We start from the raw sequence: 25,061 nt of genomic DNA, 5'->3' as shown, positions 1-25,061 counted from the left end.
GATTGTGGCAGAGATTGAGAGAGCCGCTTTAGAATAGGTCTATATTAGACTTGTTTTAGAGTCGGCTCTTTTTGTTTCCATATACATTGGTATTTATTTTATAAAATGGATATTTTATTCAAGCTAGCTTGTAACCGGTTACAAGCCGGACAAAAAATTTATAGGGGGTAGGATGTTATGTCACATGTAATGGCTGAATTTTTAGGAACAATGATTCTAATTATTCTAGGAGGCGGTGTATGTGCAAACTGTACATTAGCCAAGAGTAAAGGACAAAATGGAGGGTGGATACTTATAACAGCTGGATGGGCTTTTGGAGTTGGAATACCCGCATATATTTTTGGAGGTATCAGTGGAGCTCATTTTAATCCAGCAGTAACAATAGGATTAGCTATCGCAGGAAAATTTCCAGCAGCAGAAATAGGTGGATATATTATAGCCCAAATGTTAGGTGCCATAGTTGGAGCTGCTATAGTTTGGTTAGCTTATTTACCACACTGGGCAGAAACAGAGGATAAGGCTGGAAAATTAGGTGTATTTGCTACAGCTCCTGCAATAAGAAATTTACCAGCGAATGTTTTAACAGAGGCAATTGCTACATTTGTACTTGTATTTGTAATTTTAGGAATGAGTACAGTAAAATCAGTAGATGGCATTGGAACAATTATTGTAACTGCATTGATCTGGGGCTTAGGTGCATCACTTGGTGGACCAACAGGATATGCTATGAACCCAGCAAGAGATCTAGGACCAAGAATAGCACATGCTATACTACCTATAGCAGGTAAAGGTGATTCAGATTGGTCATATTCATGGGTTCCAGTTGTAGGACCAATAATTGGAGGAATTGTAGCAGCAATACTATTTAAAATGGTATTTTAAATTTTAAAAACTTTGGGATTTTTAATTTTCTAACTTGCAGGGAATACTAAAAGTGATAAAATTAAGATATACAAAAATAGAAAATAAGCAAAGGAGTCCTAAAGTTATATGAGATTAAAAGAAATATTAATTGAAAACCCAATAATAGTAGCAATAAGAAATGACCATGATTTAGAAAAGGCTTTATTGAGCAAGGCTTCCATTGTATTTGTACTATATGGAGACATTTTAACTATAACTAATATATGTTCTCGAATAAAAGAAAAAAATAAAATGGTTTTTGTGCATGTAGATTTAATTGAAGGCCTTAGAGGAGATTCTGCCGGAATAAGGTATATAAAGGAAAATGTGAATCCTCAAGGTATTATAAGTACAAAGACATCAAATATAAAATATGGCAACCAATTAGGATTGTATACTATACTGAGAGTGTTTATAATGGATTCACTTTCCATAAAAACAGGAATAAAAAATATTCATGAAAATAAACCAAATGCAGTAGAGGTTATGCCTGGGGTTGCAAGTAAAATAATAAGTGTTATACAACAAGAAACTAATAGTTGTATAATAGCAGGCGGACTTATAAAAACTAAAAAAGATGTTATGGAATCATTAGCTGCAGGTGCAGTAGCTATATCAACTACTGCATCGCAGTTATGGAATTTATAATGTGCTAAAAGTTTCATATTATTAAATGGGAAAATTATAAAAAACGTTAGTATTTTATATAAATTTGAGGAGGAATGGATTATGGCAAAGTATGTAATGGCATTGGATCAAGGAACTACAAGTTCAAGGTGTATATTATTTAATGAAAAGGGCTTAATTGTAAGTGTGTCTCAAAAAGAATTTAAACAAATATATCCAGAAGCAGGCTGGGTTGAGCATGATCCAATGGAAATATGGGCTACTCAATTTAGTGTAGCTTCAGAAGCTTTACTAAAAGCTAATATAAGTGCAGATGATGTAGCTGCTATAGGTATTACAAATCAAAGAGAAACTACAGTAGTATGGGATAAGAGAACGGGATTACCTATATATAATGCAATAGTTTGGCAGTGCAGAAGAACTTCCTCATATTGTGATGAATTAAAAGCTAAAGGTGTAGATAAAATTATAAAGGAAAAAACTGGTCTTATTTTAGATGCATATTTTTCAGGAACAAAAGTAAAATGGATACTTGATAATGTACCAGGTGCTAGAAAAGAAGCAGAAGCAGGAAATTTAGCTTTTGGTAATATAGATACTTGGCTTATGTGGAATTTAACAAAAGGTAAAATCCATGTAACCGATTATACAAATGCATCTAGAACTATGCTATTTAACATACATGAATTAAAATGGGACAAAGAATTATTGGAAATTTTAGATATACCAGAATCCATGCTTCCAGAAGTAAAACCATCCAGCTGTGTATATGGCGAAACTGATGAAAAATTATTTGGAGCACCAATTAAGATAGCAGGTGATGCAGGAGATCAGCAAGCTGCATTATTTGGACAAACATGCTTTAAACCAGGAACAGCTAAAAATACTTATGGTACAGGATGTTTCTTACTTATGAATACAGGAGAAAAAGCTGTTGAATCTAAAAATGGATTATTAACAACTATAGCAGTTGGTATAGATGGAAAAGTTGAATATGCTTTAGAAGGAAGTATATTTATAGGAGGAGCTGCAATACAATGGCTTAGAGATGAGCTTAGAATGATTAAGTCTGCTCCAGAATCAGAAAAATATTGTACAGAAGTAGAAGATACTAATGGAGTATACTTAGTTCCTGCTTTTGTAGGAATAGGTGCGCCATATTGGGATCAATATGCTAGAGGTACAATGGTTGGATTAACTAGAGGTGCTAAAAAGGAGCATTTTATAAGAGCTACAGTAGAGTCTCTTGCATATCAAACTTATGATGTACTTAAAGCTATGCAAGAAGATTCAGGTATAGAACTTAAAGCTTTAAAAGTAGATGGAGGAGCATGTGCTAACAATTTCTTAATGCAATTCCAATCAGATATATTGGGTGTACAAGTTGATAGACCTGAAGTAATTGAAACTACAGCACTTGGAGCTGCTTATCTTGCTGGTATTGCTGTAGGATATTGGAAAAATAGAGATGATGTAGTTAAGAACTGGGCTCTATCAAAAAGCTTTGAACCTAGCATGGAAGAAGACAAAAAAGGAAAATTATTAGAAGGATGGCATGAAGCTGTAAAGAGATCTATGGGATGGGCTAAATAACAACCTTTGAATGAAGCAAAGACCTGCTAAGGGTTCCTTTAGGAAGCCTTAGCAGGTCTTTATTAATATTGAAAAATAGGGGTGATGGTTTTGAAAAGTACATGGACAAGAAGTATTTTTATTGCAATAACTATTGCTTTCTTTAACTTAATTATATGTTTTTTACTAAATCTAGGATTTAAATATATTATGATAGTAACATTAGTTGACATTCTAATTGTAATATTAATGCTTAATATATTAGATACCAGTAAAAAAACAACAAAAACATCATTAAAAGAAGACAATGTACATGATGAAGATAAAAATTTAGAAAAATTATTTTCCTGTTGGCAAACTTTAGGGTTTGATATTCATCAATTACTGTGGCTTTGTAAAGATAGTGTAGATACTCTATTAAAAGTAGTTAATGTTTCTCATGAAATTCAAAAATATAGTGAACAAAATAGCGCTAGTACACAAGAAATAAACGCTGGAATTAATGAATTTGTAGAAATATCACAAAAACTTAATAATGATGTTATAGCAATAGAAGAGAACTCAAAAAAATCTTTTAATGTATTAGAAAGTAACAAAGGAAATGTTAAAAATATAGGTGATTATTTAACAAAGTTAGTTGAAGGTATAGAAAATTTATCAAAGAACAATTTAAAATTTCAGGATTCTTCTAAAAAGATAAATAACTTTGTAAGTTATATAAAAGAAATATCTAATCAGACAAACTTATTAGCATTAAATGCTTCAATTGAAGCAGCTAGAGCAGGGGAAGCTGGAAAAGGATTTGCAGTAGTAGCTGAAGAAATAAGAAAATTATCCGATGAAACAGAAAAAGCAGTTGTAAGTATAGATGAAATTGTTAAAGAAATAGTTGAAGATATTGATCAATCAGATACGTCTATGAATAAATTTAAAGGTGAAATAGATGGTCTTCAAGATGTTGTTATGAATTCATTTCAATTACTATCTAAGGTACAAGATACAGTGAAATATAATGTACAATCTGTAAAAAATCTCAAGGATATGTCTACAGAACAAATGAATACCTCAAATAATATACAGACAGCAGTTGATATGGTAGCTACTGCTATAGAAAAAACCTATTCTTCAACCTGTGGTTCTATAGAAATGATAGATGCACAGGAAGGTAAGAGTAGAGAATTACTAAACTATTGTAATGAGTTAAGTAATACGTCAGATTACATTCAAAATTTAGTTGTTAAGATGAAAAAAGATAATGAAATAATTTTTGGAATAAATCCCTTCACTTCGCCTAAAAATATAAAAACTATGTATATTCCTATATTAGAAAGGGTATGTAAAAATGTAGGATTAAAAGCTAATGCTATTATTGTAAAAGATTATGATGCCTTGGGAACTGGCATAGAGAATAATACTATAGATGTTGGATGGTTTTCGCCTTTTGCCTATGTAAGCGCTCATAAGAAAAATAATGTAATTCCTATAGTTACACCTAAGATTAATGGAAAAACTTCTTATAATGGATATATAATAACAAGAAAAGATAGTGGTATAGAAACCATTAAAGATTTACAAGATAAAAAGTTTGGTTATGTAGATAAAGAAAGTGCATCAGGATATTTATATGCTAAACATATATTAAAAACTAATGGATTAAATCCAAAACAATTATTTAAAAAAGTCAATTTTATGGGCAGTCATGATAATGTTATAAAAGGGGTTTTGGCAGGAGAGATAGATGCTGGTGCAACATACAGTGAAGCTCTGGAAAATGCAAAAAATAGTGGAGTTGATATAAGTAAGATTAATATAATTAGTAAAACAGATGATATTCCAAAGGACGCTATAGCTGTAAATCCTAGATTAAATAAGGAAATTGTAGAAAGATTAAAAAATGCATTTATAGAATTCAAGGAGTTTGATGGAATTAATTCTAATGTAGATGGGTTTGTAAGCAGCAGTGATAACAATTATAATGTTATCAGGGAAGTAGTGAAAAGTTAGAAGGGATTGATAGATTTATGAAAAAAGCCATAGTCTTATTAGCAAAAGGATTTGAGGAAGTAGAAGCACTAACAGTAGTGGATGTACTAAGAAGAGGCGGCGTGCACTGTATAACATGTTCTATAGATAGTGAAGAGGAAGTTCTTGGCTCACACAGCATACACGTAAAAGCTAATAACCTCTTGGAAAAGGTAGATGTGGATAAATATGATGCAGTGGTTATTCCAGGAGGGATGCCTGGAGCTTCTAATTTAAGAGATGATGAAAAGGTAATAGAACTTGTAAAAAAATTCAATAAAGAAAACAAAATTGTAGCAGCTATATGTGCAGGACCTATAGTTCTTGGAAGAGCAGAAGTACTTAATGGTAAAAATGTTACATCTTATCCAGGTTTTGAAGATCAATTAGGAGATGTTTTTTATAGTAAAGAGATAGTTGTACAGGATGGTAATATTATAACAAGTAGGGGACCGGCTACAGCTATACATTTTGCATTTAAGATACTTGAAAATTTGGAAGATGTGAAAGTTGTGGAAAACTTAAAGGAAGCTATGCTTTTAAATTTAGTAGAAAATAGGTAATAAAACTTATCTTATGTGATAAGGCATCTAAGAGAATATTATGTATAAAATGTAATTTATTAAATTTAAAAAAAGTTAACAAATTTAATTGTTGAAACGATAAAAAAGAAAATATAATAATTTAAAAAAATGAAACTAAATTTATGTTAAAATTCATACAAATTTAGTTTCATTTTTTTTATAAAAAGTATTTTAACGTTGGAAGTAGTCTAGTTGGTCTTATTTTATAATTTTAGTAGATATATATGATGTTTATGATTTATAACAAATAAATAATGATTAAATGAGAAATAAATATTCAATAAAGCTATAATTTTGAATATTAAAATAATTTTTAATATACCAATATTTATTCTAGGACTAGCATTAATTAAAAAACAAACGTAATAGAAATTTTATCTGAATAAAACTACCAAATTTAAAATAAAATAAACCGAAAATGCAAGAATAAGAACTATGACAAAAAGATAGAATGATATATAATCATTCCATAATTTAAAAAAGATTAAAATATAACTTTGTAGAGGTGTAAAAATGGAGTTAAAGTTAGGTAAATTCCTTATAGGAAAAACTTTAAAAACAGATGAATTGAAAAATGAAAAGTTTAATGTATTTTGGGGACTGCCTATCTTGTCTAGTGATGCTATATCATCTGTGGCATATGCTGGAGAGGCAATTTTGCTCATTTTAATATCTACTATGGGAGCTGCGTCATATAAGTATATGTTCTATGCAACTTTGTGCATAGTGACTTTAATGTTTATACTTGTATTTTCTTATAGACAAACTATAGATAGTTATCCAGATGGTGGTGGGTCATATATAGTAGCTAAAGATAATCTTGGAACTGTACCAGGTCTTGTAGCAGGAGCAGCATTATCTATTGATTATGTTCTTACTGTTGCAGTTAGTACCTGTGCGGGAACTGCAGCAATAACTTCGGCAGTACCTTCACTAATTCCACACAGGGTTTCGATAACAATATTTCTTATAATAATTATGACAATAGGAAACCTTAGAGGAATAAGAGAGTCTTCCAGAATTTTTGGAGTGCCTACGTATATATTTATATTTGCAGTTATTGGAATGATATTATATGGAATAATCAAAGTTCATGTGTTTGGATACACTCCAGTTGCTCAATATGCGATCCCACAGGGGACAGGCCATATGAGTATAGGATTGTTCTTAACTGCCTTTGCTTCTGGATGCACAGCTTTAACAGGTATAGAAGCAGTTAGCAATGGTATTCCTAATTTTAAGGAGCCTTCACAAAAAAATGCAAAAGTAGTACTTGAATTATTGGCATTAACTATATTTTTCGTATTTGGAGGTTTATCTTATTTAGCAACATTGTATCATGCAGTACCTAGAGCCGATGTTACAGTGGTAGCACAAATAGCTACTCAAGTTTTTGGAAAAAACTTTTTCTTCTATTTAATTCAAATAACAACAGCAATTATACTTATTATGGCTGCTAATACTGCTTATAGCGGATTGCCATTATTATTAGCTCTTATGGCAAAGGACGGATTTGTGCCAAGACAATTTGCAAAAAGAGGAAAGAGATTAGGATTTTCCAATGGTATAATACTAATATCTGTATTTTCATGTATTCTTGTTATAGCATTTAAAGGAGATACTAACTTGTTATTACCTTTATATGCAGTAGGAGTGTTTATATCTTTTACTTTGTCTCAATCAGGAATGTTTCTTAAATGGGTAAGAAGTAAAGAGGGTGCATGGAGACATAAAGCTTTTATAAATGGATTAGGAGTTATAGTTTCTTTTGGTACAGCGTTAATAATTGGAGTAACCAGATTTAAACATGGTGCTTGGATAGTATGTATTGTAGTGCCAGCTCTTGTGCTTTTAATGACAAAGATAAAACATCATTATACAGTAGTTGCTGAGCAGCTAAAGTTGAATGTAGATCAAAGACCAAAGGAAATAAATTTTGAAGAACAAAAAAGATATGTGATACTACCAATTGATACATTAAATAAGGCTTTTTTAAAGGCGTTAAATTATGCAAGAACTATATCAGATGAAATAATAGTTTTTCACGTATCTGTAGATGATGCTGCAACGGCAAAACTTCTTAAAAGATGGGAAGAATATAATGTAGGTATTCCTATAATTATAAAGAAATCACCTTATAGAAATATAGTAACGCCACTAGTTAAGTTTATAGAATCAGAAGAATATGCAGCAGGTCCTAAGGATACTGTAACTGTAATAATGCCTCAATTTGTAGTTGGAAAGTGGTGGGGTAATATACTTCACAATCAAACAGCATTATTTATAAAGACTATGCTTTTAAAAAGAAGAAATATAGCAATGATCACGGTACCATATATAATTCAAGAATAGTAAAATAAAGAGAGAGTACAGCTCTCTCTTTATTTTTGATTAGAAAATTAACATTATAAAAATAATACGATGCAAGTGTGCAGTGGAAGTTTGGATTTTAACTTTTACTCCGTAATATATGATAAGGGTGTCATCACGGCTAAATGTTTTAATTATTCTAAAGCTCGAAATTTTTGAAAGCCTAAGAACTTTGTCAAACTCGGTTTCCTCAGACAGGACTAAAGTTCTAAGGCTTTCAAAAATTTTGAGCTAAGAATAATACTAAAACAATTTAGCTAATGTGATGACACCCTTATCATATATCACTGCATAAAAGTTAAAATCCAAACTAGTAACTTCAAATATATTCATATAATTAAATTATTATAAGTCATTTTAGTAATTAAAAATTATATTTATTGAATATCTTATAAAACTTAAAAATTAAAGCAAATAGTAAGTATTATGAAAGCTATACTTTATATTATAATGTATTATAAGCGATTTTTTATATTAGGATTACAAAAGTTGTGTTGCAATGAATGTGATCTTAAAAATATTTAAGGGAAGTGTTTTATGTTATGAAGAAAATGACATTAGAGAATGGAATGAAATTGATATATGAACATAGAGAAGGAGATTTATCATCTTTTTGCATTGCATTTAATGGTGGAGCGCTAGAGGAAACAGGGAGATTTAAATTAGGTACAGCTCATGCAGTGGAACACATGATATCAAAGGGTACTAAATTTAGAGATGAAGAAGAAATAAATAAAATATGCAGTGAAATATTTGGATTTGAAAATGCTATGACTAATTTTTCATATGTAATTTATTATGGAACTTGTCTTTCTGAGGATTTTGAAAAAGGTTTAGAGATTTATTCTGATATAATTTTAAATCCTACATTTCCTGAAAAGGGGTTTAAAGAGGAAATGAATATTATTTTAGAAGAGCTTAAAGAGTGGAAAGATGATATGTACCAGTATTGTGAAGATAGTCTATTATATAATTCTTTTTCAAGTAAAAGAATAAGAAATAGAATAATAGGAACGGAAGAAGATATAAAGAATATTACATTGGATGAAATAAAAAAATTTTATAATACTCATTATAATCCGAAAAATTGTGCTGTGGCTGTTTGTTCTTCTCTTGATTTTGAATATGTAATTAATATAGTAAATAATTTTTTTGGAAATTGGAGTAGAAGCTTTCATAAAATTATAGATGAAGGTAAGGAAAAAAATAAGGAAGGTTTATTTGTAGAAAAACTTACAGATATAGAAGGAGCTAAGATACAGTATCTTTTTTCTATAGATGAATTAAATGAAGAAGAATGCAGAGCTTTAAATTTGTTTAATTCAGCTTTTGGAGAAGGTACTAACAGTATAATATTTGATGAAATAAGAACTAAAAATGGATTGGCATATGATGTTAAGAGTTATATAAAAAATGAAAGAGGAGTAAAAAACTTTATTATAAGCATGGGAACTTCTGCAGAAAATGTGGATAAGGCTATAAATTTAACTAATGAAAAGATTAGAGAAATAAAAAATAAAAGAGGTTACTTTAATAGAGAGAAAATAAAAGCTTTAAGTAAAAACATAAAACTAAAAAGACAGTTAAAACTAGAAAGAGCTATTCAATTATGTAAAGAATTAAGTACATATGAAATAATGTATGATGATGCAGAAAAACTTTATAAGGAAGTTGAAGGATTAGAGAATATTAATGAGGAAAAAATAATTGAAGTTATAAATAAAGTTTTAAATAACCCTAGTATTCAAGTACTAACTAGTAAATGATAGATGTTTATAAAGTAATTTTTTAACAATATGCCAGTTTTATGTTATAATAATTGTAAATATATTTGAATTTTAAGAAAATTTTCGGAAAGGCAGATGGTTTACTATGAATAAAGAAGTATTAAAAGATTTTTTAAAAGCTAATGTGTTTAAAGAATTAGATAATATTAAAACAGATCAGGAAAAGGAATTGGCTCAACCAGCAGTTCAAAAAAGTTCTTCATCTTCAATTCCTTTAATTGATTTGGTATCTATTCAAGATATAAATTTAGGGGAAACCAGTGTTTTCGAAGCGTTGAAACATAGAAAAACAAGGAGAGTTTTTTCAAATCAGCCTCTATCTTTAGAAGAATTATCATTTTTGCTTTGGAGCGTACAAGGAGTTAAAAAAATAGTTAATAAAGGATATGCTACATTAAGAACTGTGCCTTCAGCTGGAGCTAGACATTCATTTGAAACTTACATAGCTGTTTCAAAAGTTGAAGGCTTGGAAAAAGGAATTTATAGATATTTACCTCTTGAACATAAATTATCCTTTTTGTTTTCTGTTGAAGATTTACAAGGGAAACTAGATGAGGCTGTATTTAATCAAAGATTTGTAGGAAAAAGTGCAGTAACTTTTATTTGGACTACTATTCCATATAGAATGGAATGGAGATATGATATAGCTTCACCTAAACTAATAGCCTTAGATGCAGGTCATGTCTGTGAAAACTTATATTTATCAGCAGAGTGCATAAATGCAGGAGTATGTGCTGTAGCAGCATATGATCAGGAGAAGATTGATGAGCTTATAAATGTAGATGGTAATGAAGAATTTGCAATTTATTTAGCTGCTGTTGGTAAGGCAGAATGAAAAACTTTATAAAATAAAAAAGTTGTTTGAAACTCATATTCTGCACAATAGATTAGAAAATTTCTACATTTATTTTTAAATGTTTCTTCTTTAATAAATACTATTCAAAGTGACTATGGATTCTTTTAGTCACTTTGAATATTTTTTGAAACAATCGTAAAAAATTTTTTAGATGGCAGCCTGCCAGATTTGAATACATTAAAATTACATCGTTTTAATATAAGTACCCTAATCATTTTTATTCTTAAATTTTATTACATTGTGCGGAAGGATTTTAGTAAAATACATAGAATACCTTTTATTAGGATTAAAAAACAATATTTACCAATCAATGATGATGTAAGGATGCAGAGGGGTGAAAATGATGGTGGCTGTTGTAGGTTATATTTTAATAATTGTGGTGTTAACTACTGGGATTTCTTTGGGATTAAATGCAGAGAGAAATGGGAAGCTTAAGGAGAGGATAGAGAGTTGTTGGGGAAAGGATGCAGATGAAAAACTAAGAAGTGATGACTTAAAAACAATAGCAGAATACTTCAACAATAGAAAACAAGATGAAAAAAGAGCATTTTTTATTGATGAAATTACCTGGAATGATTTGAGTATGGATAGCATTTTCAAAAAAGTAAATACTACTGAAAGCAGTCCTGGTGAACAATACTTGTATAATATTTTAAGAGAGCCTTTATATGATGAAGAAAAACTTAAATATAGGGATAAATTAATAAAATTCTTTCAGACTCATGAAAAAGAGAGGAAAAAGATACAATACATCCTTGCTAAATTAGGTAAAAAGAGAAATTGTTTTATATCAGACTATTTTTATAATCCCGAAGGGGAAAAAAAGAAATCCAATTTGAATTTTTACAGAGCTTTAGCAATAGTACCTATAGTAGGTATATGTATTGCATTCCTAAGCCCATATATTGGTTTATTTATAGTTTCTATAGCTTGTGTTATAAATGCGCTTGTGTACTATATTGACCAAAATAATATTAAATATAAGATTGAATCCTTTAAGTACATAGTCCAAATAGTTAAAACTGCAGATTTAATTTTAAAAGAAAATCTAGAAGAATTAGAAATTTGTAATAAAAAATTAAAGGAAGCCATTACTCTAATAAAAAGTATTAAGAATGCTTCGTTTACTTTGGGGAACAATGGCACAGACGTTGGAGTTATGAATGAATATATTAGTATAATTTTTCTTTTGGATTTAATTAATTACGAAAAAATCTCGAATACGCTTATAGAAAAAAGTGAAGAATTTAAAATCATATTTGAAGCTGTAGGTATTATAGATAGCTCAATATCTATTGCATCATACAGAGAAAGACTTGAAGGCTATGTTACTCCAGAATTAGTTAAATGCTTAAGTAAACAAGATGCAGCTATTATTTTCAAGGATATAAATCATCCTCTTATGAAAGAACAAGTATCTAATTCCATGAAAGTTTCAGATTCTATTTTAATTACAGGATCTAATGCCTCTGGAAAATCAACTTTTTTAAAAACAGTGGCTATAAATATTATTTTAGCCCAAACTATATATACTTGTTTGGCTAAAGAATTCAAATGCTGCTATTTTAAAATATATACTTCTATGGCTTTAAAGGATGATATATTTAATAATGAGAGTTATTATATTGCTGAAACTAAATCATTAAAAAGAATTATTGATGCATTAAACTGCGATATACCTACTATATGCTTTATAGATGAAATTCTTAGAGGAACTAATACTGTAGAGAGAATATCAGCTTCATCACAGGTTTTAAAATATTTAACTTTAAATAATTGTATATGTGTTGCAGCAACACATGATGTAGAACTTACATATATATTAGAAAGATATTTTTCTAACTATCATTTTGAGGAAAAGATTATAGATAATCAAATAACATTTGATTATCTAGTACACCAAGGAAGATCAAATACACAAAATGCTATAAAGCTTTTAGGCATTTTGGGATATAGTGATGTTATTGTTAAAAAAGCAGAAGAAAAGGCATATAAGTTTTTGAAAGATGGAGTATGGGAAGCAGAATAAAAAATTTTATAAGAAAATAGTTATATGATTTTGTAAATTATTATTTTATCTTAAGTATTTTCAAAGAATAATAAGTCCATATGCTAGTCTATTTTGTGTTATGTGGCGTTGGCAGAACCCTTAGATAGCTTTTATTATCTGCGGAACCTTCTTCATTGCCTGACACAAAATATTCGCCGTATCTGGACTTATTATTTTCTTTTAGATGCCTTAAACATAAATTTTTTCTATTTCAGTAACTTTATATCCAGCATTTGATATAGCAGATTTAATTATATCATTATCAATAGTCTTATTGCTTTCTAAAAATGCAATTTGAGTTTTTAAATCTATATCTACAGAAGTTACTTCGGAAATATTCATTAGAGCATGGTAAACACGATTTACGCAGTGCATACAACTCATTCCATCAATTGTTAATTTCTTTTTCATCTTAAGTCCTCTCTTTCAATTTTTATCATAGTATACATTTTGTACATTTAAATGAATTTTATAACAAAATTAGTATTTAACTTAAAATATTGTGGCAAATTAAAGCTAAAGGCATAATATAACAGTTACATATGCTTTTAACTTTCTGTTTTAGAATATATAATAATATAGTAAAGAAAGAGGTGGAAAGTTTGAAAAAAAAATGGATGTTAAAAAGATGCAAGGGAGATGCAAGACATATAGCTAAAAATTTAGGGATAAGTGAAATTTTAGCATGCATTTTAATAAATAGAGGAGTAAAAACGGAGGACAAAATAAGGAAGTTTATGAATCCTTCATTGGAGTATTTATATGATCCTCTACTTATGAAGGATATGGATAAGGGAACAAGCATTATAAAGAATGCTATATTGAAAAAAAATAAAATAGTAGTATATGGTGATTATGATGCAGATGGAATTATAAGTACATACATTTTGTATTCTGCTCTTGTAGAGTGTGGAGCTGAAGTAAAATATCATATACCAGACAGGATTACAGAAGGTTATGGTATAAATAGTGAAAGTATAAAAGCACTTAAAGAAGAAGGGTATGATACTATAATAACCTGTGACAATGGTATATCAGCCTTGGAACAAATAAAAATTGCCAAAGAACTTCATATGACAGTGGTAATAACAGATCACCATGATATACCATTTACAGAAGAAGCTGATGGGGAGAAAAGTTTTGTTATACCTGAAGCAGATGCCATAATAAATCCAAAACAAGAAGACTGTAATTATCCTTTCAAATCACTGTGTGGCGCAGGGGTAGCATTTAAATTTGTACAAGTGCTTTATAGTAAAATGGGAATAGACGAAAAAAAATCATATAAATTCATAGAATATGCAGCCATTGGAACTATATGTGATGTAGTAGATTTATTAGATGAAAACAGAATTATTGCTAAAAATGGTTTGGACATGTTAAACAAAACTGAGAATATTGGATTGAAAGCACTTATAAAGGAAACGGCTTTGGATGAAAAGAAAATAAATTCATATCATATAGGTTTTGTTATAGGACCATGTATAAATGCTACAGGAAGACTAGATAGTGCTACGTTGGCTTTGAAACTTCTTTTATGTAATGATGATGAAGAAGCTAAATGTTTTGCAAAAAAACTTCATGAATTAAATTTGCAAAGACAAAACATGACTATGGATAGCGTAAATCAAATTATAGAGACTATAGAGAATTCAAATATGAAAGATGATAAAGTTTTAGTCATTTATAAGAAAGATGTTCATGAAAGCATAGCTGGTATCGTTGCAGGAAGATTGAAAGAAAAATATAATGTACCATCTATTGTAATTACAAAAGGAGAAAAAACGCCTAAAGGCTCAGGTAGATCTATTGAAGAATATAATATGTTTCATGAGCTTACAAGATGCAAAGATATGTTAAAAAAGTTTGGAGGTCATCCTTTAGCGGCTGGATTGTCTATAGAAGAACAAAATATAGATAATTTTAGGAAAGCTTTAAATGATAACTGTTGTCTCACAAAAGATGATATAACACCTAAAATAAGGATAGATAAACAATTAAGCTTAAATGAAGTTAACTTTGATTTAATAAATGAAATTCAAAAATTAGAACCATTTGGAAAGAGCAATTCTCATCCTTATTTTGCAGAAAAAAATATAAATGTATTTAGAGTATATTTTATTGGTAAGGAAAAAAATGTAGTGAAATTTTTCTGCAGAAATACAAATAACTTTGAAAAATTAGATGCTATTTGTTTTGATGGTGGAGATAAATTTAAACAAATCATAGAAGAAAGTTATGGTGAGAAAAGACTTAAAGAAATTTTGCAAAGTAATATAGCCAATTTGAAATTGGACTTTATATTTTCACCAGAAATAAATGAATTTAATGGGAATAGGTCATTGCAATTAGTGGTAAAGGATTTTAGGTTATCCATGTAAAAATTTACTGCTATAAATACAATAAGGGGAACTTTGTGGTAAATAAAGAAATTAATTATGTTAAATGTATAATCTAATTTATCATAATTGTGAATTGGGGGAAATTTATTAATGAATAACTCTATAAGTGATATATTCAGTGGCAGCAATTTAGCGGAAAAATTAGCAGAAACATTTCCGAATTTTTTATGTGTAACAAATAAAGATGGGGATATAATTTATATTAATGATAAGGCAAAAAGCATTCTACTTAAATATCAAATAAATGATTTTAAAAATTTTTTTGATGCCTCATGTAAGTATAAACTTTCTACGGAAACTAATAAAGAAGTTGAAAAAAAAGATAGTCCATTATATAGAGCTATAAACAATCAAGAAGATACAAAAAATGAAGTTTTAAAGTTTAAATGCAATTCTAAAATTAAACATGCTTCATTAACATGCTTTCCTTTAATAAAAAAAAATAAAGTTGAAGGAGCAGTCTTGATATTTGCAAGTACAATAGATGATTATATGTATAATGCAAAAATTAAGGATGAGAGAAAAAAGTTTTTGGAATTGTCAACAGAATTAAAGACTAAGTGCGACATTATAGAAATATTAAGAAATAGAGAAAAGCAGCATCTTATGCATTTAAAGGATGTTATAAACAATATTTCAGAAGGAATCATGGTTTTTGATACCAATGAAAAATTAAGTTTGTGTAATAAGGCAGTTTTTAAAATATTAAATTTAAAAGTTATAGAATTAATAGATGGAAATGCATTTTCACAAAAGTATAAAGCAATTTATATTAATGATGAAGGACAAACTAGTGAAAAAACCATTTATGATTATATTAAAGTAAAAAAAACTATGAGAAATATGATATTTAAAATTGAGGATAGAGTTACTTTTGAAATTAAATATCTAGAATTAAATATATCACCCATATTAAATAAAAACGATGAAATAATCTATACTATAATGACAATAAAAGATGTCACGGAATCCAGACTTCACCAAATAAACGCAGAAGAGCAAGCTGCTTTTATAAAAGATGTAGTAAATACTGTAGATGTACCTATAGCTGTAGTAGAGTATCCAGATATAAGCTATAGGCTTATAAACAAAAAGTATGAACAAATACTTGGCTATAATAACTATACTATGTTTGATGAAAAGGCTTTAGATTTTGAAAAAGGAAATTACAAATATGTTAACGAAAATTTATATAAAATATTAAATAGTGTAGGAGAAAAAAACAAACCATATGCTGTTAATCCTTATAAAATACAAGATGATAAAGGTGAGGAGAGATTTTATAAGATAAAATTTACGCCTTACAAAAATAAAAATAGCAATACTAGAATACATATTTATGGATCTGATATTACAGAAGAGGTAAATCACAATATTGAGCTTGAGAAAATAACAAAATTAAAGGATGAATTTTTTACGATAATTTCTCATGAATTAAGAACTCCGTTAACTATAATTTGTTCATCATTACAATTGGCTTATGATGTTTATGATAAAGAAATAACTCCCAATATGGATAAAACGCTTTCTAGAATTAATCAAAATTGTAGTAGATTGTTGAAACTTATTAACAACATATTAGATATATCAAAGGCAGAAGCAGGTTTTCTAAGTGTAAATAATACTGATTTTGAAGCAGTCTATGTAAGTGAGGTTATTATAAACTCTTCTAATTCATATGCTGTAAGTAAAGGTATAGAACTTATCTTTGATACTAATCAAGAAGAAATTAATGTAAGGTTAGATAAGGATAAATATGAAAAAATTTTATTGAATCTTCTTTCAAATGCTATAAAATTTACGCCTGAAGGAAAAAAGATTATAGTAACGCTTAAAAGTGAAGAAGAATATTTTTATTTAAGTGTAAAGGATTTTGGTATAGGTATACCTGGTGATAAAATAAACTCTATATTTGATAGATTTTCACAGTTAAATAGTTCATTGACCAGGAGAGCTGAAGGAACTGGTATTGGACTCGCTTTAGTAAAAAAAATAATAGAACTTATGGATGGAGAAATTGAAGTCATAAGTGAGGTAGGCAAAGGTACTGAGTTTATAGTGAAATTAAAAAAGGTTAGTGAAAAAGAAAATCATATAGGTAATTATGCTATTTTAACAGAAAATATAAATGATAGAATAAATGTGGAATTTTCAGATATAAATTAAAAATCTAGGCCCATTAATAACGAAAAGTACAATATTATAGACTAAACAATATTAAAGTAGTATTATATAAATTGGAAATATAGATTCTATTATTTGAAATAAGTGTTGGGAGGAAAAAGGTTGAAAAAAATAATAATGACTGGTGGAGGTTCAGCGGGACATGTTACACCAAACCTTGCTTTAGTACCGAAACTAAAAGAACTAGGATATGAAATAAAATATATAGGAACCAAGGATGGTATAGAAAGAAAAATAATTGAACAAGAAAAGATTGATTATTATGCAATATCTAGTGGAAAACTTAGGAGATATTTTGATATAAAAAATTTTACAGATCCTTTTAAAGTAATAAAAGGAATATGTCAAGCAATATTGATAATGAAAAAAGAAAAACCTAATATAGTGTTTTCAAAAGGTGGATTTGTAGCTGTACCAGTGGTTATAGCGGCTCATCTAAATAAAATTCCAGTTATTGCTCATGAGTCTGACATGACTCCAGGACTTGCAAACAGACTTTCAACTCCTTATTGTACTAAAGTATGTGTAACTTTCCCTGAATCCGTAAATAAAGTAAAGGATAACAAAGCGGTACTTACAGGGACGCCTATAAGGGAAGAACTATTAAATGGAAGTAGAATATTAGGACGCAAAATTTGTGGATTTGGGCAAGAAAAGCCTGTGCTTTTAATAATAGGGGGAAGTCTTGGATCTAAATTCATTAATGATATTATAAGAAACAATATAGACAAATTTTTAGAAGACTATAATATTGTTCATATATGTGGAAAAGGAAACCTAGATAAAGGATTAGTGGAGAAAAAAGGTTATAAGCAATTTGAATACATAAACGAAGAACTTCCGCATATTATGAATGCAGCAGATATAGTTTTATCAAGAGCAGGTGCTAATGTAATATTTGAACTTCTAGCTTTAAAAAAACCTAATATACTAGTTCCACTTTCAAAGAAATCCAGCAGAGGAGATCAAATTTTAAATGCAGCTTCTTTTGAAAAGAGTGGATATAGTATTGTGATACAAGAAGAAGAATTGAATGAAAATGTTTTAATGGAAAATTTAAGAGAATTATGTAATAATAGAAATAAATATACAAATAATATGGAAAATAGCACAGTTAAAAATGGAACCGAAGCTATAATAAATACTATAAAAAAGTACACAAAATGAAAATGTTTAAAAAATATTAAACAGTTAGTTAAATACAAAAAAACAGTTTGTCGAAAATTGTGTTAAGTCAATGGTTTCAAATGATAAGGAAATTAGTACAGTAAAATAAGAAGTATTTAACAGCAAAAAAAATTTTTAATTAATACTTGAATAAAAGTACCTTTATATAGTAATATAAAATAAGAGATTGATAATGTGTTAAAAAGCTATTTAAATGGGATTTTACAACAAAATAAATTTGTTGTATAGTAAAAAAGTAGGCTTAATAGAAAAGTTTAAATACAATTAAAACAATAAATGTAACTTTTACAACTTATTAGGCATATATAAACTAAAAGAAATGACATAATATCATTTATTATGGCTATAATTAATATGCAGAAATTATCTGCATAATCTTTTTATAGATTTTAATATAAGAGAAAGAAGGGAAATTTTTTATGAGAAAAATGAAGACTATGGATGGAAACACAGCTGCAGCTCATATTTCATATGCATTTATTGATGTAGCAGCAATATTCCCTATAACACCATCATCACCAATGGCTGAACATGTTGATGAATGGGTAGCACAAGGAAGAAAAAATATTTTTGGACAATCTGTAAAGGTTATGGAAATGGAATCAGAAGGTGGCGCAGCAGGTGCTGTTCACGGTTCATTACAAGCAGGTGCATTAACTTCTACATATACTGCATCACAAGGTCTTTTACTTATGATACCTAATATGTATAAAATAGCTGGAGAACTTCTACCAGGAGTATTCCATGTATCAGCAAGAGCACTTGCTACAAATTCACTTAACATATTTGGAGATCATCAAGACGTTATGGCTTGTAGACAAACTGGTTTTGCAATGCTTGCAGAAAGTTCAGTACAACAAGTTATGGATCTTTCAGCTGTTGCTCACTTATCAGCAATAAAGGGAAGAGTTCCATTTTTAAATTTCTTCGATGGATTTAGAACTTCACATGAAGTACAAAAAATTGAAGTTTTAGAATATGATGAATTAAAAGATTTAGTTGATATGGATGCTGTAAATGCATTTAGAAGAAGAGCATTAAATCCAGATCACCCAGTAACTCGTGGTACTGCTCAAAATGCAGATATATACTTCCAAGAAAGAGAAGTTTCAAATAAATATTATGAAGCAATTCCTGAAATAGTTGAAGGCTACATGGCTGAAATGACTAAATTAACAGGAAGAGAATATCACTTATTCAATTATTATGGAGCTCCAGATGCTGATAGAATAATAATAGCTATGGGTTCAGTATGTGATACAATTGAAGAAACAATAGATTACTTAACAGCTAAGGGAGAAAAAGTTGGTTTATTAACAGTTCATTTATATAGACCATTCTCATTAGATCACTTCTTTAAATATATACCAAAGACTGCAAAGAAAATAGCAGTTCTTGATAGAACTAAAGAACCAGGTTCAATAGGAGAACCTTTATTCTTAGATGTTAAGAATGCATTCTACGGAAAAGAAGAACAACCAGTAATAGTTGGAGGAAGATTTGGATTAGGTTCAAAAGATCCTGTACCAGCTCACATTCTTCCAATATTTGAAAACTTAAAATTAGAAAATCCTAAGAATGGATTTACAATTGGTATAGTTGATGATGTAACTAATACTTCATTACCAGTTGGAGAAGATATAGATACAACACCAGAAGGAACTAAAGCTTGTAAGTTCTGGGGTCTTGGATCAGATGGTACTGTTGGAGCAAACAAGAGTGCTATAAAGATTATCGGAGACAAAACAGACATGTATGCTCAAGGATATTTCTTCTATGACTCAAAGAAATCAGGTGGAATAACAGTTTCACACTTAAGATTTGGTAAGACTCCAATCAAGTCACCATACTTAATAAATAAAGCTGATTTCGTAGCTTGTCATAATCAATCATATGTTTACAAATATAATGTATTAGAAGGATTGAAAAAAGGCGGTAAGTTCTTATTAAATACTATTTGGACTCCAGAAGAAGTAGAAGCACATTTACCAGCTTCATATAAGAAATTCATAGCTGAAAATAATATTGAATTCTATACATTAAATGCTGTTAAAATAGCTCAAGAAATTGGTCTTGGCGGAAGAATTAACATGATAATGCAATCAGCATTCTTCAAGCTTTCTAACGTTATTCCAGTTGATGACGCTATCAAATACTTAAAAGATGCAGTTGTAACTTCTTATGGTAAGAAGGGACAAAAAGTTGTTGATATGAACAATGCTGCTATCGATAAGGGTGTTGAATCAATAGTTAAGATAGATGTTCCAGCTTCATGGGCTAATTTAGAAGAAGAAGCTGCTGCAACTACTGAAATTCCAGAATTCATCAAAAAAATCGTTAACCCAATGAACAGACAAGAAGGAGACAAACTTCCTGTAAGTGCATTCGTAGGAATGGAAGATGGTACATTCCCACAAGGAACTGCTGCTTACGAAAAGAGAGGCGTAGCTATAAATGTTCCAGAATGGCAAATGGACAAGTGTATACAATGTAACCAGTGTGCATTTGTATGTCCACATGCTGCAATAAGACCAATTCTTGCTAATGAAGCAGAAGTTGCTGCTGCACCAGCAGGATTTGAAGCTAAGGATGCATCAGGAGCTAAAGGACTTAAATTCCATATGGCAGTATCACCACTTGATTGTTTAGGTTGTGGAAACTGTGCAGATATATGTCCAGCTAAGGAAAAAGCTCTTGTTATGAAGCCTCTTGATACTCAATTAGAGAAGTCTGCTGCATGGGATTATGCTATGACAGTATCACATAAAGAAAACCCAGCTAAGAAATTCTCTGTAAAGGGAAGCCAATTTGAAAAACCATTACTTGAGTTCTCAGGTTCATGTGCAGGTTGTATGGAAACTTCATACGCTAAAGTTGTAACTCAATTATTTGGTGACAGAATGATGATAGCTAATGCTACTGGATGTTCATCAATCTGGGGAGCATCAGCACCAGCAACTCCATATACTACTAACCATAGAGGACATGGTCCATCATGGGCTAACTCATTATTTGAAGATAATGCTCAATTTGGTCTTGGAATGTTCCTTGGAGTTGAACAATTAAGAGATAAATTAGCTATGACTGTAAAAGAAGTACTAGGCGGAAATGCAAGTTTAGACTTAAAAGCAGCTCTTCAAGACTGGTTAGACAACATAAATGTTGGAGAAGGTTCAAGAGAAAGAGCTGATAAAGTAATAGCTGCAATCGAAGCTGAAAAGACTGACTGCGGTTTAGTAAAAGAAATATATGACAACAAAGATTTCTTAGTTAAGAGATCACATTGGATATTCGGTGGAGACGGATGGTCTTATGATATCGGATACGGCGGATTAGACCACGTTCTAGCATCAGGAGAAGATGTAAATGTATTTGTATTTGATACAGAAGTTTACTCAAATACAGGTGGACAATCATCAAAAGCTACTCCAACAGCTGCTATAGCTAAATTTGCAGCTAGTGGTAAGAAGACTAAGAAAAAAGATCTTGGTATGATGGCTATGAGCTATGGCTATGTATATGTAGCACAAGTTTCTATGGGTGCTGATAAGAACCAATTAGTAAAAGCTTTAGCTGAAGCAGAAGCATATCCAGGACCATCATTAGTAATTGGTTACTCACCATGTATCAACCACGGCTTAAAAGCTAGCATGGGTAAGAGCCAATTAGAATCTAAGAAAGCTGTTGATTGTGGATACTGGGCATTATACAGATACAATCCAGCATTAAAAGAAGAAGGAAAGAATCCATTCTCATTGGATTCAAAAGAACCAACTGGAGACTTCAGAGAATTCTTAATGGGCGAAGTAAGATATGCTTCACTTTCTAAACAATTCCCAGAAGCTGCAGAAGCATTATTTGAAAAAACTGAAAGAGATGCTAAGGAAAGACTTGCTGGATACAAAGAACTTGCAGCAAAATAATATAAGAAGAAAAGAAGTGCTTAGGCACTTCTTTTTTTATGAATAAAAATATTTATGACATAAATTAAAAAAGTGCTTTTAAAATTCGGTAATTAAGGGTACAATTAGAACATAACATATTTAAGGAGGATTTTTATTTATGGATAAAGAAAATTTACATGACTGCGGTTGTGGCTGTAATGATGAAAGTTGTGGATGTGGAGAACATACTCATGAACATGAACATGATTGTGGCTGCGGCTGTGGAGAACATGAAAGTATAATAGTTGATTTAGAAGATGAAAACGGAAATACAGTTCCATGTGAAGTAGTTGATGGATTTGAATATAAAGATAGTGAATATGCTATAGTACAACATCCAGATAATGGAGCAGTATATTTATTTAAAGTAGTAGGTGAAGGAGAAGAAGGAGAACTTGTAATTCCTGATGATAAGGAGTTTGAAGAAGTATCAGCTTACTATGAAGAAATGGTAAAAAATGAAGAAAAAGAACAAGAATAGTTGAATTTAACCAGATATTTTAATGCAACTGAAGCTTGAAAATTTTCATGTATTAGTTAAAATTTTAAATTAGGTTAAATAAAAGAAAGCCGTTGCAGTAATGCATTGGCTTTCTTTATTAAGCAGACATCCAAAATCTATGATTTCGAGATGACCGCTTACTCATCCGACGCTAAGGAGGAGGAGTTTCATTTTAATAAAAAGGAGTGTTACTTTGGAGAGACTAGCAATCTTTGATGTGGATTATACTTTAACAAAGAGAGAAACCCTTATGGAGTTTTATTTATTTATGCTAAAAAAGGATCCTAAGCTTATAATACATCTTCCTAAAAGCTTTGTATCTGTATTGTTTTATGCATTTAAAGTGTTAGATGCAGGAAAGGCAAAGGAAAATTTTATATCATTTATAGATGGAATAGAAGAAATTAAGATGAAAAGGCTAGTTGAAGAATTCTATAGAACTAGACTAAGTAAAATATTCTATAAAGATGCCATAGACACCATTAAAAAGTTAAAAGCTGAAGGTTGTAAAATATATTTAATATCAGCATCGGCGGAGTTTTATTTAGATGAATTATACAATATAAAAGAAGTAGATATGGTAATAGGTACAAGGTTTACCTGTGAAAATGGTAAATACAGAAGAAAAATCGTGGGAGAAAATTGCAAGGGAGAAGAAAAAGTAAAAAGGTTAATGGAAGTTTTAAAGAAAGAAAATGTAGAAGTAGATTTTAAAAACTCATATATGTTTTCTGATTCATTATCAGATATGCCACTTTTCAATTTGGTAGGAAATCCATTTCTTATTAATTATAAAAAAGGACATGATAAAATTAAAATATTAAACTGGAAGTAAGTGTGGTATAATAATTGTTATCAAGTAATTCTTAAGTTCAGATAGAGTTTTCTTATAAGGATAACTTTCTCAGGAGTAAAGCTCGTAAAATGCTATTTAGCCATTTTACCAAGCTGAACTTTAGAAGAACTTATCCAGGCGCGTAACAGTGCTTATCCCACACCTTGATAGAAGGTGGGGGTGTTAGCAATGGTAGCGATCGGATAAAATAAAAATTATTTAATGGAGTGATTTTAATGAGTGAATGCTTTAGCAAATATTTTATATGTAATTCAGAAGTTAAAAAATCTGAAGAATTTGATGAGAATATATTGCATAAAGGCAAATCCTTATATGAAGTTATAAGAATAGTAGATGGGAAACCTTTATTCTTAGATAAGCACTTGGAGAGAATGGATAATTCCTCTAGAGTATCTAAGTTAAATTTATGGCTTAGTAAAGATGAAGTAAAAGAAAAAATGCTTCAGTTAATAAAAGTAAATAAAGCTAGTTTAGGTAATATAAAATTCTTATTCAATTTTCAAGAAGAAAATAAAAAGATTTTTTTGTGTTATTTTGTAAAACATCATTATCCTAATTTACAAGATTATGAAAATGGAGTACATACAATACTTTATCATGGTGAAAGGGAAAATCCTAATGCAAAGATTATAAATGCAGATTTTAGAACTATGGTAGATAAGAAAATAGTAGATAGCAATGCATTTGAAGCAATATTAGTGGATAGAAATGGACATATAACAGAAGGAAGTAAATCTAATATATTTATGATTAAGGGGAAAAGTGTTTTAACAGCACCTCTTGAAGATGTTTTACCAGGAGTTACTAGAAGCGTTATAATGCGCTTATGTGAAAAAAATGATATAGCTGTGAAAGAAGAGAAGATTAGTTGCAATGATTTAGAAAACTTAGACGCACTATTTATATCAGGAACTTCTCCCAAGGTTTTACCTGTAAGTTCTGTAGATGAAATTAGCTTTAAATCTGCACAAAATGAAGTAGTTTCTAAGATAATGAAAGCTTATGATGAAGCTTTAAAAGAGGATATTTCAAACTTCATATAATTATAGATAAATTTATTATAATATGTAATGTACTGTGAATGAGCTTATACTTTTTAAGCTCATTTTATTAATATTTTCTCATAAAGTAGAGAATAGGTATTTTATGTCACTATATGCACATGGTATAATAAACTTATACATAATGTTTGTTTATGAAAGAAAACTTAAATA

Annotated in this window: 17 protein-coding genes; 16 read left to right on the top strand and 1 reads right to left on the bottom strand. The window is 29.6% G+C overall.

All coding sequences use genetic code 11. The features are described 5' to 3' along the window. Positions 1-177 precede the first annotated feature (177 nt). From Q6H37_RS24955 to Q6H37_RS24915, 9 genes are all read left to right on the top strand, one after another. Positions 178-882, top strand: a complete 705-nt coding sequence (locus Q6H37_RS24955) for an MIP/aquaporin family protein (protein ID WP_318737445.1) — start codon at positions 178-180, stop codon at positions 880-882. A gap of 108 nt (positions 883-990) precedes the next feature. Further along, a complete protein-coding gene (locus tag Q6H37_RS24950; protein WP_318737444.1) occupies positions 991-1,551 on the top strand; it encodes a glycerol-3-phosphate responsive antiterminator in 561 nt (186 codons plus the stop codon). Between the two features lie 81 nt (positions 1,552-1,632). Beyond that, on the top strand, positions 1,633-3,123 hold the full coding sequence (gene glpK / locus Q6H37_RS24945) for a glycerol kinase GlpK (protein ID WP_318737442.1): 1,491 nt from the start codon (positions 1,633-1,635) through the stop codon (positions 3,121-3,123). A 90-nt stretch (positions 3,124-3,213) separates the two neighbouring features. Then, entirely contained in the window at positions 3,214-5,106 is a 1,893-nt protein-coding gene (gene phnD / locus Q6H37_RS24940; protein ID WP_318737440.1) for a phosphate/phosphite/phosphonate ABC transporter substrate-binding protein, read from the top strand. A 17-nt stretch (positions 5,107-5,123) separates the two neighbouring features. After that, positions 5,124-5,687, top strand: a complete 564-nt coding sequence (locus Q6H37_RS24935; RefSeq protein ID WP_318737438.1) for a DJ-1 family glyoxalase III — start codon at positions 5,124-5,126, stop codon at positions 5,685-5,687. A gap of 534 nt (positions 5,688-6,221) precedes the next feature. Continuing rightward, the gene (locus Q6H37_RS24930; RefSeq protein ID WP_318737437.1) at positions 6,222-8,060 is read left to right on the top strand and encodes an APC family permease; all 1,839 of its coding nucleotides are present in this window, start codon (positions 6,222-6,224) and stop codon (positions 8,058-8,060) included. A gap of 560 nt (positions 8,061-8,620) precedes the next feature. Further along, entirely contained in the window at positions 8,621-9,844 is a 1,224-nt protein-coding gene (locus Q6H37_RS24925) for a pitrilysin family protein (protein ID WP_318737436.1), read from the top strand. Between the two features lie 106 nt (positions 9,845-9,950). After that, positions 9,951-10,700, top strand: coding sequence for a SagB/ThcOx family dehydrogenase (locus tag Q6H37_RS24920; RefSeq protein ID WP_318737434.1), 750 nt, complete (start codon positions 9,951-9,953; stop codon positions 10,698-10,700). Between the two features lie 361 nt (positions 10,701-11,061). Beyond that, positions 11,062-12,750: a MutS-related protein gene (locus tag Q6H37_RS24915; RefSeq protein ID WP_318743154.1), complete on the top strand. Its 1,689-nt coding sequence runs from the start codon at positions 11,062-11,064 to the stop codon at positions 12,748-12,750. Between the two features lie 210 nt (positions 12,751-12,960). Here Q6H37_RS24915 and Q6H37_RS24910 read toward each other — a convergent pair whose 3' ends face one another. Further along, positions 12,961-13,182 (bottom strand): heavy-metal-associated domain-containing protein, encoded by a 222-nt coding sequence (locus tag Q6H37_RS24910; RefSeq protein WP_318737433.1) that lies wholly within the window; start codon positions 13,180-13,182, stop codon positions 12,961-12,963. Between the two features lie 191 nt (positions 13,183-13,373). Here Q6H37_RS24910 and recJ point away from each other — a divergent pair, with 191 nt between their 5' ends. The 7 genes from recJ to Q6H37_RS24875 all read left to right on the top strand — a co-directional run bounded on the left by recJ (position 13,374) and on the right by Q6H37_RS24875 (position 24,890). Beyond that, on the top strand, positions 13,374-15,152 hold the full coding sequence (recJ, locus tag Q6H37_RS24905) for a single-stranded-DNA-specific exonuclease RecJ (RefSeq protein WP_318737431.1): 1,779 nt from the start codon (positions 13,374-13,376) through the stop codon (positions 15,150-15,152). A 111-nt stretch (positions 15,153-15,263) separates the two neighbouring features. Beyond that, on the top strand, positions 15,264-17,339 hold the full coding sequence (locus Q6H37_RS24900) for an ATP-binding protein (protein WP_318737430.1): 2,076 nt from the start codon (positions 15,264-15,266) through the stop codon (positions 17,337-17,339). A gap of 135 nt (positions 17,340-17,474) precedes the next feature. Then, entirely contained in the window at positions 17,475-18,524 is a 1,050-nt protein-coding gene (locus Q6H37_RS24895; RefSeq protein WP_412523951.1) for an undecaprenyldiphospho-muramoylpentapeptide beta-N-acetylglucosaminyltransferase, read from the top strand. Between the two features lie 440 nt (positions 18,525-18,964). Continuing rightward, on the top strand, positions 18,965-22,468 hold the full coding sequence (gene nifJ, locus Q6H37_RS24890) for a pyruvate:ferredoxin (flavodoxin) oxidoreductase (RefSeq protein ID WP_318737427.1): 3,504 nt from the start codon (positions 18,965-18,967) through the stop codon (positions 22,466-22,468). Positions 22,469-22,607: 139 nt separating this feature from the next. Beyond that, positions 22,608-22,970 carry a DUF1292 domain-containing protein gene (locus Q6H37_RS24885; RefSeq protein ID WP_318737425.1) on the top strand — a complete coding sequence of 121 codons (363 nt, stop codon included), beginning with the start codon at positions 22,608-22,610 and terminating at the stop codon, positions 22,968-22,970. A gap of 214 nt (positions 22,971-23,184) precedes the next feature. Beyond that, positions 23,185-23,826 (top strand): HAD-IB family hydrolase, encoded by a 642-nt coding sequence (locus Q6H37_RS24880; protein ID WP_318737424.1) that lies wholly within the window; start codon positions 23,185-23,187, stop codon positions 23,824-23,826. A 236-nt stretch (positions 23,827-24,062) separates the two neighbouring features. After that, positions 24,063-24,890, top strand: coding sequence for an aminotransferase class IV (locus Q6H37_RS24875; protein ID WP_318737422.1), 828 nt, complete (start codon positions 24,063-24,065; stop codon positions 24,888-24,890). The last annotated feature ends 171 nt before the right edge of the window (positions 24,891-25,061 follow it).

It is taken from the genome of Clostridium sp. JS66 (assembly GCF_033561535.1).
In the GTDB taxonomy this organism is placed as follows: domain Bacteria; phylum Bacillota; class Clostridia; order Clostridiales; family Clostridiaceae; genus Clostridium_AM; species Clostridium_AM carboxidivorans.
Note: the sequence above shows the minus strand (reverse complement) of the source record. Positions and strands in the feature narration are given on the sequence as shown.